13 protein-coding genes are annotated in these 16,666 nt (G+C 62.5%); 4 read left to right on the forward strand and 9 right to left on the reverse strand.

Annotated features, from left to right (window positions below; translation table 11 throughout):
* The 5 genes from hutC to hutI all read right to left on the reverse strand — a co-directional run bounded on the left by hutC (position 1) and on the right by hutI (position 6,138).
* A complete protein-coding gene (gene hutC / locus BMX80_RS16675) occupies positions 1-714 on the reverse strand; it encodes a histidine utilization repressor (protein WP_074870567.1) in 714 nt (237 codons plus the stop codon).
* A 67-nt stretch (positions 715-781) separates the two neighbouring features.
* A complete protein-coding gene (hutH, locus tag BMX80_RS16680; RefSeq protein ID WP_139214202.1) occupies positions 782-2,314 on the reverse strand; it encodes a histidine ammonia-lyase in 1,533 nt (510 codons plus the stop codon).
* 5 nt (positions 2,315-2,319) lie between these two features.
* Complete coding sequence (gene hutU, locus BMX80_RS16685; RefSeq protein WP_074870570.1) at positions 2,320-3,987, reverse strand: urocanate hydratase; 1,668 nt, start codon at positions 3,985-3,987, stop codon at positions 2,320-2,322.
* Positions 3,988-4,004: 17 nt separating this feature from the next.
* Entirely contained in the window at positions 4,005-4,937 is a 933-nt protein-coding gene (gene hutG, locus BMX80_RS16690; protein ID WP_074870572.1) for a formimidoylglutamase, read from the reverse strand.
* A complete protein-coding gene (gene hutI, locus BMX80_RS16695) occupies positions 4,927-6,138 on the reverse strand; it encodes an imidazolonepropionase (protein WP_407922798.1) in 1,212 nt (403 codons plus the stop codon). Before hutI ends, hutG begins: the two co-directional genes overlap by 11 nt.
* A 188-nt stretch (positions 6,139-6,326) precedes the next feature.
* Here hutI and BMX80_RS16700 point away from each other — a divergent pair, with 188 nt between their 5' ends.
* From BMX80_RS16700 to BMX80_RS16715, 4 genes are read left to right on the forward strand one after another with little or no spacing between them, the layout of a single operon-like run.
* Complete coding sequence (locus BMX80_RS16700; RefSeq protein ID WP_074870576.1) at positions 6,327-6,995, forward strand: TetR/AcrR family transcriptional regulator; 669 nt, start codon at positions 6,327-6,329, stop codon at positions 6,993-6,995.
* The gene (locus BMX80_RS16705; protein ID WP_074870578.1) at positions 6,989-8,068 is read left to right on the forward strand and encodes an efflux RND transporter periplasmic adaptor subunit; all 1,080 of its coding nucleotides are present in this window, start codon (positions 6,989-6,991) and stop codon (positions 8,066-8,068) included. Before BMX80_RS16700 ends, BMX80_RS16705 begins: the two co-directional genes overlap by 7 nt.
* Position 8,069: 1 nt before the next feature.
* Entirely contained in the window at positions 8,070-11,213 is a 3,144-nt protein-coding gene (locus BMX80_RS16710) for an efflux RND transporter permease subunit (RefSeq protein ID WP_074870580.1), read from the forward strand.
* Positions 11,213-11,617, forward strand: coding sequence for a hypothetical protein (locus BMX80_RS16715; protein ID WP_139214198.1), 405 nt, complete (start codon positions 11,213-11,215; stop codon positions 11,615-11,617). The genes BMX80_RS16710 and BMX80_RS16715 overlap by 1 nt, the downstream gene beginning before the upstream one ends.
* A gap of 14 nt (positions 11,618-11,631) precedes the next feature.
* Here BMX80_RS16715 and BMX80_RS16720 read toward each other — a convergent pair whose 3' ends face one another.
* The 4 genes from BMX80_RS16720 to BMX80_RS16735 all read right to left on the reverse strand — a co-directional run bounded on the left by BMX80_RS16720 (position 11,632) and on the right by BMX80_RS16735 (position 16,608).
* Positions 11,632-12,717: a DUF1513 domain-containing protein gene (locus BMX80_RS16720; RefSeq protein ID WP_074870583.1), complete on the reverse strand. Its 1,086-nt coding sequence runs from the start codon at positions 12,715-12,717 to the stop codon at positions 11,632-11,634.
* The gene (locus tag BMX80_RS16725; RefSeq protein WP_074870585.1) at positions 12,717-13,769 is read right to left on the reverse strand and encodes an imelysin family protein; all 1,053 of its coding nucleotides are present in this window, start codon (positions 13,767-13,769) and stop codon (positions 12,717-12,719) included. The genes BMX80_RS16720 and BMX80_RS16725 overlap by 1 nt, the downstream gene beginning before the upstream one ends.
* Positions 13,770-13,777: 8 nt before the next feature.
* Entirely contained in the window at positions 13,778-15,172 is a 1,395-nt protein-coding gene (locus BMX80_RS16730) for a di-heme oxidoreductase family protein (RefSeq protein WP_074870601.1), read from the reverse strand.
* Positions 15,173-15,273: 101 nt separating this feature from the next.
* A complete protein-coding gene (locus tag BMX80_RS16735) occupies positions 15,274-16,608 on the reverse strand; it encodes an imelysin family protein (protein ID WP_074870587.1) in 1,335 nt (444 codons plus the stop codon).
* Between the last annotated feature and the right edge of the window lie 58 nt (positions 16,609-16,666).

Below are 16,666 nucleotides of genomic sequence, written 5' to 3' on the forward strand. Positions count from 1 at the left end.
CTAGCGGCGCTGCAAATGCGTCGAACGCAGCTTGTAACGGTCGCCGGGGTGCAGCAGGCGGGCGTAACTGATCAGATGTTCTTGCGACCAAGTGCGGCGAATCACGCTAAGGCACGGCTGCTGGGCGGGCATGTCGAGGGCTTGGGCGATGCCGGCATCCACCAGCACGGCTTCGACCACATGCTCCACATCACTGATCGGGCAGCTGGCCACCAGTACCTCGTTGGGGGTGTGCTGGCTGAAGTCGGTGCTTAGGTAGTGCGGCACCCAGCGCGGGTTCACAAAGCGTTCTTCGTATTGAATCGGCACGCCGTCTTCGCAATGCACCAGCACGCTGTGAAATACCTCGCTGCCCAGACGCACGCCAAGGCGTAGGGCCACTTCGTCGTCGGCGGCGCGGGCTTCGCTGAGCAGTACGCGGTTGCTGTAGTGATGGCCACGGGCGCGCACTTCGCCGGCGATATTCAGCACTTCATGCAGCGACGACTCGGCCTTGCGGTCGCAAACAAAAGTGCCTAAACCGGCCTGACGGCTCAGATAACCCTGCTGCACTAAGTCGCGAATCGCTTTGTTGGCGGTCATGCGGCTGACGCCGAAATCACGCGCCAGTTGTTCTTCCGGCGGAATTTGGTGATTCACCGGATAGGCGCCGCTGTGAATGCGCTCCAGCAGAAAGGCTTCGATGGCTTTGTAGCGTGGCGGCGGACGGCTCACAGCAGCTCCTTGGGTGGCAAGTGGCGGGATGATAGCGGAGCTTGGGCTGCGCCATCATCCCTTGGGCTCAGCTCAATGAAGGCAGCAGACCGCTGGGCAGCAGCGGGGTGAGTGCGCGTTCGGCCAGCAGTTGGTCGGCAGCGGCGATGTCCGGGGCGAAGAAGCGGTCTTCCTCGTAGGTGGGCACGTGCTGACGCAAACATTGGCGCGCTTGTTCCAGCGCTGGCGAGCTTTTTAGCCCGGCGCGGAAGTCCAGCCCCTGACAGGCGCCGAGCCATTCCACGGCGAGCACGCCACGGCTGTTGGCGGCCATGTCCCACAGGCGTTTGCCGGCGTTGGGCGCCATCGAAACGTGGTCTTCTTGGTTGGCCGAGGTGGGCAGGCTGTCCACGCTGTGCGGGTGAGCCAGCGCCTTGTTGTCGCTGGCCAGCGCGGCGGCGGTGACTTGAGCGATCATAAAACCGGAGTTAACCCCGCCGTTGGCGACCAAAAAGGGCGGCAGCTGCGACATGTGCTTGTCCATCATCAGCGAGATGCGCCGCTCGGCTAATGCGCCGATTTCGGCGATGGCCAAGGCTAGGTTATCGGCGGCCATGGCCACCGGCTCGGCGTGGAAGTTGCCGCCGGAGATCACCTCGTTATCGCTGGCGAACACCAGTGGGTTATCCGATACCGCGTTGGCCTCGACGGCCAGCACCTCGGCGGCTTGGCGGATTTGCGTTAAGCAGGCGCCCATCACTTGTGGCTGGCAGCGTAGCGAGTAGGGGTCTTGCACTTTGTCGCAGGCTTCGTGCGAGCGGCCGATCTCGCTGCTGTCGCCGAGCAGATGGCGATACGCGCCGGCGCTGTCGATTTGCCCCTGCTGGCCGCGCGCGGCGTGGATGCGCGCATCGAAGGGTTTACGCGAGCCGAGGGCGGCTTCCACGGTGAGTGCGCCGCATACGGTGGCGGCGGCGAACAGGTCTTCGGCCTCGAACAGGCCGCGCAGCGCATAGGCGGTGGAAACTTGCGTACCGTTGAGCAGCGCTAAGCCTTCTTTGGCCGCTAGGGTCAGCGGCTCTAGGCCGGCGATGGCCAGTGCTTCGTTGGCCGGCAGCCATTGGCCGTTATGCCGCGCTTGGCTTTCGCCGAGCAGCAGCAGCGACATGTGCGCCAGCGGCGCGAGGTCGCCAGAGGCGCCCACCGAGCCTTTGAGCGGAATATGCGGGTACACCTCGGCGTTAACCAAGGCGATCAGCGCGTCGATCACCTGGCGGCGAATCGCCGAGAAGCCGCGTGCCAAGCTGTTGATTTTCAGCAGCATGATCAGGCGCACCATGGCGTCGTCGAGCGGCTCGCCAATCCCCGCGGCGTGCGACAGCACCAAAGCGCGCTGCAGGTTTTCTAAGTCAGCATGGGCGATGCGGGTGGAGGCCAGCAGGCCAAAGCCGGTGTTGATGCCGTAGGCGGTGCGGCCTTCGGCGAGAATCTGCTCGACACACGCCACGCTGGCGTCGATGGCGCTGGCGGCGTTGTCCGCCAAACGCAGTTGTACGGGGCCTTGGTAGGCGGCGCGCAGGTCGGCGAGGGTCAGTTGGCCGGGTGTTAGGGTCAGGTGCAGCATGCTTATTCTCCGCGCAGCATCGGCAGGTTGAGCCCTTGTTCGCGGGCGCAAGCAATGGCTTCAGGGTAGCCGGCATCGGCGTGACGCATCACGCCGGTGGCTGGGTCGTTGGTGAGTACACGGGCGATGCGCGCGGCGGCTTCGTCGCTGCCGTCACAGACAATCACCACCCCAGAGTGCTGCGAGTAGCCCATGCCGACGCCACCGCCGTGGTGCAGCGACACCCAGGTCGCGCCGCTGGCGGTGTTGAGCAGGGCGTTGAGTAGCGGCCAGTCGGACACCGCATCGCTGCCATCGCGCATGGCTTCGGTTTCGCGATTGGGGCTGGCCACCGAGCCGGAGTCCAAGTGGTCGCGGCCGATCACCACCGGCGCGCTCAGCTCGCCGCTGCGCACCATCTCGTTAAAGGCCAGGCCGAGCTTGGCGCGCAGGCCTAAACCGACCCAGCAGATACGCGCCGGCAAGCCTTGGAAGTGAATACGCTCGCGGGCCATGTCCAGCCAGCGGTGCAGGTGCTCGTCGTCGGGGATTAGCTCCTTCACCTTGGCATCGGTCTTGTAGATGTCTTCTGGGTCGCCGGACAGCGCCGCCCAGCGGAACGGGCCGATGCCACGGCAGAACAGCGGGCGAATATACGCCGGCACAAAGCCGGGGAAGTCGAAGGCATTCTGCACGCCTTCATCCAGCGCCATCTGGCGGATGTTGTTGCCGTAGTCGAAGGTCGGCACGCCCATTTTCTGGAAGTCGAGCATGGCTTGCACATGCACGGCCATCGACTGCTTGGCGGCTTTGATCACCGCTTCCGGCTCGCTGGCGGCGCGGCGGCGGTAGTCGTCCCACTGCCAGCCGCTGGGCAGATAGCCGTTGAGCGGGTCGTGGGCGCTGGTTTGGTCGGTGACCATGTCCGGGCGCACGCCACGGCGTACCAGCTCGGGCAGTACCTCGGCGGCGTTGCCGCACAGGGCGATGGAGATGGCCTTGCCCTCGGCGCAGTACTTGTGGATGCGCGCTAAGGCGTCGTCGAGATCTTTGGCTTGCTCATCGACATAGCCGGTGCGCAGGCGAAAGTCGATGCGGCTCTGCTGGCATTCGATATTCAGCGAGCAAGCGCCGGCCAAGGTGGCGGCCAACGGCTGCGCGCCGCCCATGCCGCCGAGGCCTGCGGTGAGCACCCAGCGGCCCGTGAGGTTGCCGTCGTAGTGCTGGCGGCCGGCCTCGACAAAGGTCTCAAAGGTGCCCTGCACGATGCCTTGGCTGCCGATGTAGATCCAGCTGCCGGCGGTCATCTGGCCGTACATGGCCAGCCCTTTGGCATCCAGCTCGTTGAAGTGCTCCCAGGTTGCCCAGTGCGGCACCAGGTTGGAGTTGGCAAGCAGCACGCGCGGCGCGTCTTTATGGGTTTTGAACACGCCCACCGGCTTGCCGGATTGCACCAGCAGGGTCTCGTCGTCGTTGAGCTCTTTAAGGCTCTCGACGATTTGGTCGAAGCAGGCCCAGTCTCGCGCGGCACGGCCAATACCGCCGTACACCACCAGTTCTTGGGGGTTCTCGGCCACGTCGGGGTCGAGGTTGTTCATCAGCATGCGCAGCGGCGCTTCGGTGAGCCAGCTCTTGGCGTTCAGCGTGGTGCCGCGCGGGGCGCGGATGGTGCAATCGCGGTAACGGTTCACAGGGGTGCTCCTTGGCCTCAGGTGTCGAGGGTTAACAGGTGGACTAAGCGCGCCGCGACGCGGGCGGTGCGCTGGTCGATATCGTGGTGAGGGTTGAGTTCGGCCAGCTCGATCAGGCCGAGCTTGCCGCTGGCCTTGATGCTGGCCAGCAAAGGTTCGAGCAGCCGCAGCGGCACGCCATAGGGCGCTGGGGCGCTAACGCCGGGCGCTTCGCAGGCGGGCAGCACATCGAGGTCGATGGATAACTGCACGATGTCGCAGTTGGCGCAGAAGTCGGCCAGTTCGGCTTGTCGAGCACTTAAGGTGTCGGTTTGGATGCTGTGGTCTTCGCGCACCAGCACCTGCAGGTCGGCGGCGCGTTGGAACAGCGCGCGCGTGTTACTGGCGCGGCTAACGCCCAAGCAGGCGTAGCGGAAGGCTTGTCCATAGCTGGCGCTGGCTTCGGCAATTTGCGCGAAGGGCGTGCCGGAGGAGTGCACATGGCTGGGGTCGCGCAGGTCGAAATGCGCATCGAAATTGATAATGCCGATACGCAGCCCCTTGCTTTGCGCGTGCGCGGCTAAACCCAGCCAGCTGCCGTAAGCCACCTCGTGACCGCCGCCGAACACCAGCGGCAGATGGCCGTCGGCCAAGGCTTGCGCCACTTGGTGGCCGAGGCGTAGCTGGGCCGCAGCTAAGTCGCCGTCATCACAGCGGATATCGTCGCCATCGTAGGCCGGACCGCTGCGGTGCCAGGCAAGATTGGCCAGCGCACGGCGAATCGCCGCAGGCGCAGCAAAGGCGCCGGTGCGGCCGTGATTGCGGCGTACGCCTTCATCGCAGGCAAAGCCCAGTATCGCCACGCCGGGCGCGCAGTTTGTGGCTAACGGCTGTATTTGTTGATGCCAGCGCGGGCTGTCGGGTTCGGGGTCGTGGCGCCCTTGCCAGAGCGCGGCTAGTTCACTGTGCATCGCAAAGCACTCCATCAAGCATGCGTTGGCGCAGGCGGTTGGGTTGTACGGCGTAGGCCAGCTCTGCTGGGCTGTGCGCGGCCCACCAGCACAGCTCGGCGCTTTGGCCCGCGGCAATCTGGCCGTGCTCAGGCAGGCCCAAGGCGCGGGCGGCGTAGGCGGTCATCCCGGCGAGGGCCTCATCGGGGGTAAGGCCAAACAGCACGCAGGCCAAGTTAAGGTGCAGGGTGGGCATGCATAGCGGCGAGGTGCCGGGGTTGGCATCGCTGGCCACGGCCATCGGCACGCCGTATTGGCGCAGCAGGGCAATCGGCGGCAGCTGAGTTTCGCGTAGGGTGTGGAAGGCACCGGGCAACAACACCGCCACGGTGCCGTGCTCGGCCATGGCGGCCACACCGGCTTCGTCGAGGTATTCCAAGTGATCCACCGACAGCGCTTGATAGCGCGCCGCCAAGGCGCTGCCGTGCAGGTTAGTCAGCTGCTCGGCATGCGCCTTGATGGCCAAGCCGTGGCGCTGCGCGGCGCGATAGACTCGCTCGCACTGGGCGAGGTTAAAGCCGATGCCTTCGCAGAACACATCCACCGCACTGGCCAGCCCCGCCTCGGCGGCAGCGGGAATCATTACGTCGCAAACCTGCTCGATATAGGCATCGGCACGGCCTTGGTATTCCGGCGGCAGGGCGTGTGCGGCGAGCAGGGTGGTGTGAATGTGCACGTTGCGCAGCTGGCCGAGGGCTTTGGCGGCATGCAGCATTTTTAGCTCGTCGGCCAAGCTCAGACCGTAGCCGGATTTGATCTCTACGCGAGTTACGCCATCGGCCAGCAGGGCATCCAAGCGCGGCATGCTGGCCTCGATCAAGGCGCTTTCGCTGGCCGCGCGGGTGGCGTGCACGGTACTCAGAATGCCGCCGCCGGCTGCGGCGATCTCGCTATAGCTGGCACCGGCCTGACGCAAGGCAAATTCGTGCGCGCGGTTGCCGGCGTATACCAAGTGAGTGTGGCAATCGACCAGCCCAGGCGTAAGGGTGCCGCCCGTGCCGAGCAGCTGCGCGTGGGGAAAATCGCTCGGGTTGCACTGCGCAGCCGGCCACAGCCGGCTGATGCGCCCGTTCTCGACCAGCACAGACATGGGCTCAGCATGGCTACGCAGCCCGTCGAACAGACTGACGGCATGCCACAGGTAAGCGGTTGAAGCAGGCATAGGCAGCTCTTATTGTTAATATGTATATACAATAGGCGGCGTTTTTCACTGTGGTCAATGCGCTTTTGTACAGAAAAGCGTCTTTTTGCTTATACATTTGTGCGGCACCGACCATTGGGCCATCAGCGGCTTGTCAGCGCGGCGTGTGCGGCATACCATGACCGCCGGTCACGTTGTGAATTACAGTCATGAGCTTTCACGATCAACAATTTGAATTGCGCCAGCAGGCGATTCTGCAAGCCGCGCTGGAGCTGTTCCGCGTTAAGCCTTGGGATCGCGTCACCATCGCCGAAGTGGCCGTGCAGGCAGGCATCGGCAAAGGCACGGTGTACAAGCACTTTCCCAGCAAAGAGGCGCTCTACGCGCAGCTGGTGATTAACGATTCGCAAGCCAATATCGCCGAGTTTCGTGCCTTGCATGCACGCCTGCCCAAGCACGAGGCGATGCGCACCGTCACCCGTCATGCCTTTGCCAAGTTGCTGGATGACCCGGTGATGGCGCAGCTGTTTATGCACTGCGACCGACCGGATTTTCAGAAGCGTCTCGACCCCGAATTTCGCCAGCAGTTCGATGCCCTAGAGCACGAGTACTTGGCGTTTTTCACCAGCATGCTCAACGACACCTTAGGCAACCCCGGCTTATCGGTAGAAGACTACGAGCGCCTGCTCTGGTCGGCCGATGCCTGCTTCACCGGCGCTATGGCCCGCGTGGCCGCCGGCGGTATTGGCCACCTGTGTGGCCGCGATGAGCTAGACGCCTACCTCGATCAAGTAACCGATTTCATCATGGCCGGCCTGCATGGCATGGCCGGCCAAATGCTGCAAACGCGCGTTGAAGGAACCTGTGAATCATGTTGAATGCCATCAAGAACAAACCTTGGTTACTCGCAGCGGTGATCGCCGTGGCGTTATTGCTGTGGATGGCACTGGGCAATATTTCCACCATGCAAGACAGCGCCCCGGCCAGTGAGCCGTTGGCCGACGCGCAACTGCCGCAAGTGCAAGTGCAGTGGCTGGAAGCACAAAAAGTGCCGCGCGCGCTGGTCTTGCAAGGTCAGTTGGAGCCTTGGCGGCGCGTTGAATTGCGCGCGCAAGTCACTGGTGTGGTTGAACGTTTAGACAGCGACAAAGGCCGTCGCGTTAAGGCTGGCGAGCGCTTACTCACCTTAAGTGGTGATGCCCGCCCGGCAGAGGCCGCCCGCGCACGTGCCGCCGCGCAGCAGCAACAAGCTGAGCTGGAAGCCGCGCAGCGGCTGCTGAAAAACCGTCTGATTTCCAGCAACGATCTGCTCAAGGTCAAAGCCGAGCAAGCCAAAGCGCAAGCCGAGCTGGCCGAAGCTGAGTTGGCGCTGTCGCACACCCGCATCGACGCGCCGTTTGCTGGCGTGTACGACCAACGCATGGTCGAGCCCGGCGATTACGTGCAGCCGGGGCAGAGCCTGCTGACCTTAGTGGACGTCAGCCAGCTCAAAGTGGCTGCACAAGTGCCGCAGCAAGATGTGGTGCACTTGCAGCTCAATCAGCCGGTCGCCGTGGAGCTGCTCGATGGCCGCACGCTGGAGGGCAAGGTGCACTTTATTGCCGCTGCGGCGGATATTGGCACGCGCAGCTTCCGTGTCGAAGTCGCGGTAGAAAACCCTGAGCGCCAGCGCATTGCCGGTGCCAGTGCCACCTTGCGTGTGGCCACGGGCGAGGCCTTGGCCCACGGTGTGTCGCCGGCGCTGCTCAGCTTAGATAAGAGCGGTCGCCCCGGCATTAAGTGGCTGGGCGAGGGCGATGTGGTGCAGTTCACCCCCGTGGATTTGATCACCGTGAGCAATAAAGAAGCTTGGGTCAGCGGCCTGCCCAGTAAGGTGGCGCTAATCACCCAAGGCCAAGGCTTTGTCGAAGCCGGGCAGCGCGTGCAAGCGCGCGGCGCTGAGGTGAACTGATATGCATACGCTGATTGCTGCGGCGCTCGACCGCAGTCGCACCAGCCTGTTGGCCTTGCTGTTCTTGGTGATCGGCGGGTTTGCCGCGTACCTGGTGATCCCCAAGGAATCCAACCCGGATGTCAGTATTCCGGTGATTTACGTGTCCATGAGCCTCGAAGGCATCGCCCCAGAAGACGCCGAGCGTTTGCTGGTTCGGCCCATGGAGCAAGAGCTGCGTAGCCTCGAAGGCATTAAAGAAATGAAGTCGGTGGCCAGCGAAGGCCACGCTTCGGTGACCATGGAGTTCGATGCCGGCTTTAACGCCAAACAGGCGCTGGCCGATGTGCGCGAGAAGGTGGATAACGCGCGCAGCAAACTGCCCGAAGAAGCCGAAGAGCCGGAAGTACACGAGATCAACGTGGCCCTGTTCCCGGTGCTGTCGATTGGTTTGTCCGGCCCGCTGTCTGAACAAGAGCTGGTGTATATCGCCCGGCGCCTGAAAGACAACATCGAAGGCATCGCCCAAGTACTGTCGGTGGAAATCGGCGGTGACCGCGAAGACCTGCTGGAAATCCTCGTCGACCCGCAAGTGCTGGACAGCTACGGCATCGATTACGCCGAGCTGGCTGGTTTTGTTACCCGCAACAACAAGCTGGTCGCTGCCGGTAGTTTGGATACCGGCGCCGGCCGCATGGCGATGAAAGTGCCGGGGGTGATTGAAGACCTCGAAGACGTGCTCAGCCTGCCGATCAAAGTCGATGGCGACAGCGTGGTGACCTTCGCCGACGTCGCCACGATAAGACGCACCTTCAAAGACCCGGAAGGCTTTGCGCGTATTAATGGCCAACCGGCGGTGGTGCTGGAGGTGTCCAAGCGCAGCGGCGCCAACATCATCGAGACTATCGAGCAGGTCAAAGCCCTGATGGAGCAGGCCAAGCCTTTGCTGCCCGAGGGGATTGAAGTCAGCTACATCATGGATCAGTCCAAAGAGGTCTCCAACATGCTCAGCGACCTGCTGAACAACGTGTTGGTGGCTATCGTGCTGGTGCTGATTTTGATCATGGCGACCATGGGCGTGCGCCCTGCGTTGCTGGTTGGGGTGACCATTCCCGGTGCCTTCTTTACCGGCATTTTGCTGATCTGGCTGATGGGCTACACGCTCAACATTGTGGTGTTGTTCAGCCTGATTCTGGTTGCCGGCATGCTGGTGGACGGCGCCATCGTGGTGTCGGAGCTGGCCGACCGTTACTTGGCGCAAGGCCAAAGCCCGCGCCAAGCGTGGGTCAACGCCGCCACGCGCATGGCTTGGCCGGTGATTGCCTCGACCGCGACCACTGTGGTGGTGTTTATCCCGCTGCTGTTCTGGCCCGGTGTGGTGGGTCAGTTTATGAAATACCTGCCGGCCACGGTGATCGTCTGCCTGTCGGCCTCGCTGGCCATGGCGCTGATCTTTATGCCGGTGCTCGGCGCAGTCACCGGCGGCACGGTGGATGCCAACCATGCCGACGCTAGCCGCGCAGGGCATGGTTACCGCCGCGTGCTGGCGGCGCTGCTCAAGCGCCCGGCGACTACCTTGTTTGCCATGCTCGCCGCCGTGGTGCTGATCTACGTGGCGTATGGCAAGTTCAACCACGGCTTCGAGTTCTTCCCCGATGTTGAACCAGAAAGCGCGCAGATTATGGTGCGCACCCGTGGCGATCTGTCGATTCAAGAAAAAGACGCCGTGCTCAAGCAAGTGGAGCAGCGCGTGCTGGGCATGAGCGAGGTCAAGGCGCTGTATGCGCGCTCCTTCGCGCAGGGCGATAACCGCTTGGCTGCCGATGTGATCGGCGTGCTGCAATTCCAGTTTGTGGATTGGCGCGAGCGTCGCCCGGCCAATCAGATCTTGGAAGAAATGCGCCAACGCAGCGCCGATGTGCCGGGGGTGGTTCTCGAATTCCGTAAACAGGAAAACGGCCCCAGCGATGGCAAACCGCTGAATATCAAAATCACCAGCCTCGACCCCGAGGCCAGCTCGGCGTTTGTCGACAAACTGCTGGTGGAAATGGAACAGCTCGGCGGTTTTAAAGACCTCGAAGACGACCGCGCCTTGCCGGGTATCGAGTGGCGCATCACCGTCGACCGCGAAGCCGCCGCGCGCTTTGGCGCCGATGTGCTGAGCGTGGGTAACGCGGTGCAGATGGTCACCAACGGCCTGAAAGTCGCCACCTACCGCCCGGAAGATGCCACCGACGAAGTGGATATCCGCGTGCGTATGCCGGATAACTGGCGTTCGCTCGATCAGTTCAATCGCCTCACGCTGAACACCGCTAAAGGCCAAGTGCCGATGGGCAACTTTGTCACCTTAACGCCGGCGCCTAAGGTCGGCACCCTGCGCCGTGTGGATGGCAAGCGGACGATTACCGTGCAGGCCGACTTTGAGGAAGGCTTCCGCCTCGACGAACGTCTGCCGGCGCTGTTGGCCGCCGTCGGCGAACCACCGCAAGGCGTGCAAGTACGCTTGGGCGGCGAAGATGCCGACCAGAAAGAAGCCGGCACCTTCCTGATGACTGCCTTTATGGTGGCGATCTTCCTCATGGCGCTGATTCTGGTCACCCAGTTCAACAGCATTTACCAGTCGCTGCTGGTGCTTTCGGCGATTGTCTTGTCCACCGCCGGCGTGCTGCTGGGCTTGCTGTTTAACGGCCAGTCGTTCGGTGTGGTGATGGTCGGCATGGGCCTGATCGCCTTGGCCGGCATCGTGGTGAACAACAACATCGTCCTGATCGACACCTACAACCAACTGCGCCGTCAGGGCCTCAGCCCCTACGATGCAGCACTGGAAACCGGCTGCTTGCGTTTGCGCCCGGTGCTACTCACGGCGGTCACGACCGTGCTGGGCTTAATCCCTATGGTGCTGGGCATGAACGTCGACCTGCTGGGCGCAGAGCTGTCCATCGGCTCGCCGTCTACCCAATGGTGGACGCAGCTATCCAGCGCCATTGCCGGCGGCCTGACCTTCGCCACGGTACTGACCTTACTGTTCACCCCGTGCATGCTGGTGCTCGGCAGCCGCTTCGAAAAACGCCAGCCACCGCTGGAAAGCTTCGAAGACGACTTGCTGGACTTACCCGCCGCCCTGCGTAAGCCGGTGACTAACTTGAGTGCGGAGCAGGTGCGCTAATGCGATATGGATTGCGAGTACTGGCCGCGCTGCTATTAAGCCTGTTTGGCTTTGCGCTACTCGGCCCTTTGCTGGGCGGTTTACTGAGCCTGCCGCTGTTTGGCATCACCAGCGTGCTGGCGCTGCCGGGTTGGCTGCATTACGCCTACTTTTTCGGCTTGCTGCCGGCGGCGTTGGCCGGTTTGTTTAACCTCGTGCTGATCTGGCCAAAACGCCGTCAGGCAAGCTTGTCATCGCGCAGCGGGCTGTGGGGCGGCGCACTCAGCGCCTGCGTGTTTATCGCTCCGGGCGTGGGCGACACCGACTTCGGGCAAAAAGCCCTCACGGTGCTGCTGGTCTGCGCCGCTGCTGGTTGGCTGTGTGCTTGGGTGTTTAACCGCTGGTTGCTGCGTTTGCTGAAGTGATCAAGCTCGCACTTTTAGCTAAGGCGCCAGTGGTTATCCCAGCCGCCGGCGGGTAAGGCCAGTGCGGTGGTGTGGATGCCTTCGGCGGTTAGGCTTAGTAAGCGGCAACGGCCTTGGCCAGATGAGACGACAAAGCCTTCGCGCACCGCAGCAACACCCGCGCAATCCGGCAGCGGCGCGTCGTGCAGCAGTTGACCGCTGTCGAGGTGCCAGGCTTGCACGCGATTGCCGCGCGGCAGGGTGACGGCGAGCACTCGCTGTTCGCTGTGGATGGCGAGGCTGGCGGTGTATTGCTGCATGCCAGCGCGCTGCGCTTCGGCGACCGGGAAGGCGCTCAGTGCTTGGCCGGGGCGTTTGATGGCGAGCAGGTCAACCCGGTCGCGGCTGTTGCCCATGTATTGCTGGCCGCAGACTAGCGTGTCATCGGCGGCTACGGCTAAGTGACGCAGGCTGTTTTGTCGCTCGGACAGGGTTTCTTGGCTCACCAAGCGGCCATCGCCGTGCATTAGCACTAGGCTGGCCTGCATGTGTTCAAGATTCATCGCCTCGCGGCTATCGGCTTCGGTACGAATGCCGCCATTGGCCACGGCGAGTAAACCTGACTGCGGCAGCCACAGCAGCTGATGTGGGCCAATGCCGTGGCTGCTGAGTTCAGCTTGTTTGCTGATCTGCTGGTCTAGGCGGTACACCCCGAGCACACCGCGGCCCGGCTGGCGGGTGTCGTTCTCGGTGGCGTAAATGTGTTGGCCGTCGGGGCTGAGCACGGCATGGCCATAGAAGTGGCGGTCGGCGCTGCTGTTAAGCGTTTGGCGTAGCTCACCGCTGGGGCTAAACCAATACAGCTGAGTGCCGGGGCGGCGGGCAACAAACAGTGCACTGCCATCGGGTAGCGGCAGAATATCGTGGCAGCGTTGCGCGACGGGCTGTTCGAAGGCCAGTTGGCCATCTAAGTGCCACGCGCAGGCAAAGTGCTGGCCTTGGGCATTGCTGCGCGCCGAGTAAATCAGCGGGCTGTGACTGGCGGGTGAAAAAGCCCAGTGGCCTAGGCTGGCGCCGGCTAAACCGAGCAGGCCAAGGCTAAGCAGTTGGCGACGGTTCATTAGTCACCATCGTGGGCGTTGAAGCCCATTTGAATGTTCAGTGCGCGTGCTAGGTCTTTCTCGTACAGGCGCTGTAGCTCGGCCAGCTCGAGGTAAGCCTTGTCTAAGCGTTGTTGGTCGTCGCTGTTGCTGAGCAGGCTTTGCAGGCCGGAGGTAAACGCGGCAAAGGTGTCGTGGGTTTGCGCATGTTGGTGCTCGATACGCTCACGCAGGGCGGCATCGTTCACCAGATCACGCAGGCCAACTTGCTGCGCTTGCCCCCACAGTGTTTGCAGGCTGGCTAAGCTGGCGCGCAGGCTGTCGAGGCTGGCATCGGCGCGCCATGCTTCGGCTTGATAGGGCTGGGCGATGCCTTTGCTCAGGCGGCCAATAGCGGTGCCGAGTTTTTTCTTCATCAGCTCTAGGCTGGATACCTGTGTGCGCAGCAGTTCGGCGAGGCTTTCTTGCGGCTCGGCAAAGCGCTGGTTAGGGGTGTTGCTGAGGGTGGCGGCAAAGCCTTGCGCGCCTTGCCAAGCGCTGAGCATATCTTGCGAGAGCTGCGTTTGGTGCCCGCCAATCGCCAGCAGTAAACCGCAGTAGCGGGCTTGTTGCTCGGTTTGACTTAGGTCGATGCTCTGGTCAAACAACAGGTATTCGGCGGCGCTTAAGCCTTGCAGCACCACGCTGGATTTATCCAGTTGTGCTTGGTCGATGCTCGGGTTTGCGTCGAGCAGCATCTTCACTTGGCGGCCGACGAGGTTCTTTTTGTCGGGCCAGAATTGCACCTGCCAGCTGCGATTTTGCTCGGCCAACGGGCCAATTAAGGCCGGTTGCAAGGCCGCCCAGGCGTTAAAAGCCTCGCGCCAGCTTTGCTGGCTGGCAGTCAGGCTACCGCCTTGCTGGCAGAGGGCTTGCGTGCTATTGGCCAGTGCGGCGCTGGCGCTGGCCCAGTGTTGATAGTCGGCCAGCATTTGTTGACTCAGCTGATTGACCACCGTGACCGTATCGGCGGGCGGTGTGTCGCAGCCGGCGAGCACAGCAAAGAGCAACGGGGCAGCAAAGCGTAAGCGCATGGGGAGCCTCACAAGGAGTTAATAAAGCGCAGCAGTTGTTGGCGTTCTCTGCTGCTTAATTGCACAACCCGATCGCGCGCGGTTTGTGCTTCGCCGCCGTGCCACAGAGTGGCTTCTAGCACCGAGCGCGCGCGGCCATCATGTAACAAGCTGACGTTGCCGCTGACGGCTTCAGTATGGCCAATGCCCCACAGCGGCGCGGTGCGCCATTGGCGGCCATTGGCTAAAAATTCGCCGCGATTATCTGCCAGCCCTTCGCCCATGTCATGCAGCAGCAAGTCGCTATACGGCCAAATACGCTGGTTGCTTTGCTCGGGCTCGGCGGCCTTGCCAGTGCTGAAGCTGGGCGTGTGACAAGCTGCGCAGCCGCTTTGCTGGAATAGGGTTTTACCGGCTAGAACGTCCGGATCTTGTGCATGGCGGCGTTTAGGCACAGCGAGGTTGCGGCTGTAGAGCAGCACTTGTTTCAGCACCGCATCGCTGACTTCCGGCTCGCCGCCGTGCGGGGCTTGTAAGCAGGCGGTTTGTGCGTCAGTGCAGTCATCATGGGGAAACAGCGCGCTGGTCAGGCCAAGGTCGCCGGCAAAGGCGGCGGCGTTTTGTTGGTTCAGCGTCGGTTGGCCGGCCTTCCAGCCAAAGCGGCCAAGCACAGTCTGCTGGCGCTGGATATCCCACACTTGATTGGCCATACCGGCGATGCCATCGCCGTTGCGGTCGTCGGGGTCGGCATTGGCGAGAATATCGGCTTCAGGAATCGCTTCCAGCAGCCCCAAGCCAATCATCGGCGGCGCTAAACGCAGCGAGGTTTGTAGCGCAGGGTGCGGCGCGCCGTAGTTAAAGGCGTGCAAATCCAGCTGCGGTTTGCGCAGGCTAATCTGCGTGCCGTCAGCCAGGATGACGGTGTGTTCTTGCCAGTGCACACGCACCAGCGCTTCGCGGTCGATGCCGGGAATGCCTGAATCTTGCAGTTGGCCGCCGTAGATGGGGTCCGGCACATTGCCGTGCTGCTTTAGCGTTTGCGCATCGGCGGCGTTGGCGGGAATCGATAAGCGCACCAGTAACGAGGTGACTTGGGTGGCGCCCTCTAACGGCGCGCGGCCACGGCCATCGCGGATATGGCAATTTTGGCAGGCGTTGGTGTTAAACAGCGGGCCCAAGCCATCGCGCGCCGTGGTGGTGGCGGGGGCGATTACCCAGGGGTTACGGAAGAAACTGTTACCCACGGCAAAATCCACCCGGCGGGATGGCGGCAAGTTTGCCGAAGGTAAAGAAAACGCTTGGCTGCCACTGGCGCTAACACTGCTGTTACCGCCGGGCAGCTCTTCGCCGCTTTGGTAGGCGTGTTGGGGGTCGCTACAGGCACTCAGCAACAGGGCGCTGAGCAAAACGATAAAACGTGGCACAGGGGTGGCCTCGAGTACGGCGGGGCGGTGCCGCACCTATCCTTGTGTGCGGCGCCTAAGAAGGCACTGAGGCTAAGGCATCAGTGCCTTCCGGTGAACAATTAGAACTGATGGTCGGCGGTGTCCGGGTTCAGTTCGGTAATGCCAATCGCGGCAGCGGCGGCTTCGATACCGCTGGTTTGCGCCACTAACGCGTTGATAGCGCCTGTCACCAGAGCATTACCTGCGGTGTTGTCGGCAGCAATCAGCTGGTCGAAGTGGGTGCCATTGTTGGCGCTATCCACCAGCTTCTGCAGCGCGGCTTCTGAGGCGGCCAGTTCAGCTTGCAACTTGCTGTCGGCATCGGCGTTGGCGGCTTTCACCAAATCGCTCAGGCTGGCGCCTTTCACTACGTTGCCATCGGCGCGGGTGTATTCGCCCAAGTACACATTGCGCACGCCTTTGGCGTTGTAGAAGTGCGAGTTGTGGGTGTTGTCGCTGAAACAGTCGTGCTCGTCTTCGGTGGAGTTGGCTTCCAGCGCCACTTTCATGCGCTCGCCAGCCAGTTCACCCAACGACAGGCTGCCCATGCCGAACAGCATCTTGCGCAGGCCTTGCTCGGGCGCTTCGCTGAGCAGGGTGGCGCGGTAGTTGTCGGCGTTGTCGGCTTGCCACTGGCCGACCATGTACTCGAGGTCGGTGATCAGCAGGGTGGTGACGGCTTTCAGGTATGCCGCGCGACGGTCGCAGAAACCGTTGGTGCAGCCTTCACCTTGTACAAAGTCGCTAGCCTGACGGTTGCCGGCGCCGGGGTTGGTGCCGTTGAGGTCTTGGCCCCAGAGCAGGAATTCGATGGCGTGGTAGCCGGTGGCGACGTTGGCTTCGGAGCCGCCCAGCTCGTTCAGCTCGGCCAGCAGCTCAGGGGTTAGGGTGGCCAGATCCAGGGTTTGATCACCCATGGTCAGCTTTGCGTTGGCGATGATATTGGCGCTGGCGCCGGGGTTGCCCAGGGCGTGTTGATAGTCGCCAGCAACATAGTCGATCAGGCCTTCGTCCAGCGGCCAGGCGTTGAGTTGGCCTTCCCAGTCGTCGACCACAGCGTTACCAAAGCGGAACACTTCGGTCTGCATGTAGGGCTTGCGGGCGGCAATCCAGGCGCTACGCGCGGCTTCCAGATTGGCTTGGGTGGGCTCGGCCAGTAGCGCGTCAATGCTCGCTTGCAGGGCTTTGCCGGTGGTCAGGGCATCTTCAAAGACGGCCAAAGCGAGGTCGGCGTAGTGGCTTACCACAGCGGCTTGCTCAGCACTGGTCGGTTTTGCCACGGTGGCTGCGGGGGCGTCGGTGGTGGCGGGAGCAGCCGCCTGAGCAGCTGGCTTGGCAGGCTCTTCTTGGCCGCAGCCGGCCAGAGCAATGCTGATTGCCAGCAGCGAAGCGCCGGCCAGTCGAGTGCAGTTCATGTGGGATCCCTTGGTCTTGTTTAAAAGCGGTTAAGCGTTAGAGCTAAATATAATGCGA

This window comes from Atopomonas hussainii (assembly GCF_900109735.1).
In the GTDB taxonomy this organism is placed as follows: domain Bacteria; phylum Pseudomonadota; class Gammaproteobacteria; order Pseudomonadales; family Pseudomonadaceae; genus Atopomonas; species Atopomonas hussainii.

What these genes read in the sequence shown, in the direction of transcription:
- BMX80_RS16715 (WP_139214198.1), top strand. Translation starts at nt 11,213, where the DNA reads ATGCGATATGGATTGCGAGTACTGGCCGCGCTGCTATTAAGCCTGTTT.
- hutI (WP_407922798.1), bottom strand. Translation starts at nt 6,138, where the DNA reads ATGCCTGCTTCAACCGCTTACCTGTGGCATGCCGTCAGTCTGTTCGAC.
- BMX80_RS16700 (WP_074870576.1), top strand. Translation starts at nt 6,327, where the DNA reads ATGAGCTTTCACGATCAACAATTTGAATTGCGCCAGCAGGCGATTCTG.
- hutG (WP_074870572.1), bottom strand. Translation starts at nt 4,937, where the DNA reads ATGCACAGTGAACTAGCCGCGCTCTGGCAAGGGCGCCACGACCCCGAA.
- BMX80_RS16705 (WP_074870578.1), top strand. Translation starts at nt 6,989, where the DNA reads ATGTTGAATGCCATCAAGAACAAACCTTGGTTACTCGCAGCGGTGATC.
- BMX80_RS16720 (WP_074870583.1), bottom strand. Translation starts at nt 12,717, where the DNA reads ATGAACCGTCGCCAACTGCTTAGCCTTGGCCTGCTCGGTTTAGCCGGC.
- BMX80_RS16710 (WP_074870580.1), top strand. Translation starts at nt 8,070, where the DNA reads ATGCATACGCTGATTGCTGCGGCGCTCGACCGCAGTCGCACCAGCCTG.
- BMX80_RS16735 (WP_074870587.1), bottom strand. Translation starts at nt 16,608, where the DNA reads ATGAACTGCACTCGACTGGCCGGCGCTTCGCTGCTGGCAATCAGCATT.
- BMX80_RS16725 (WP_074870585.1), bottom strand. Translation starts at nt 13,769, where the DNA reads ATGCGCTTACGCTTTGCTGCCCCGTTGCTCTTTGCTGTGCTCGCCGGC.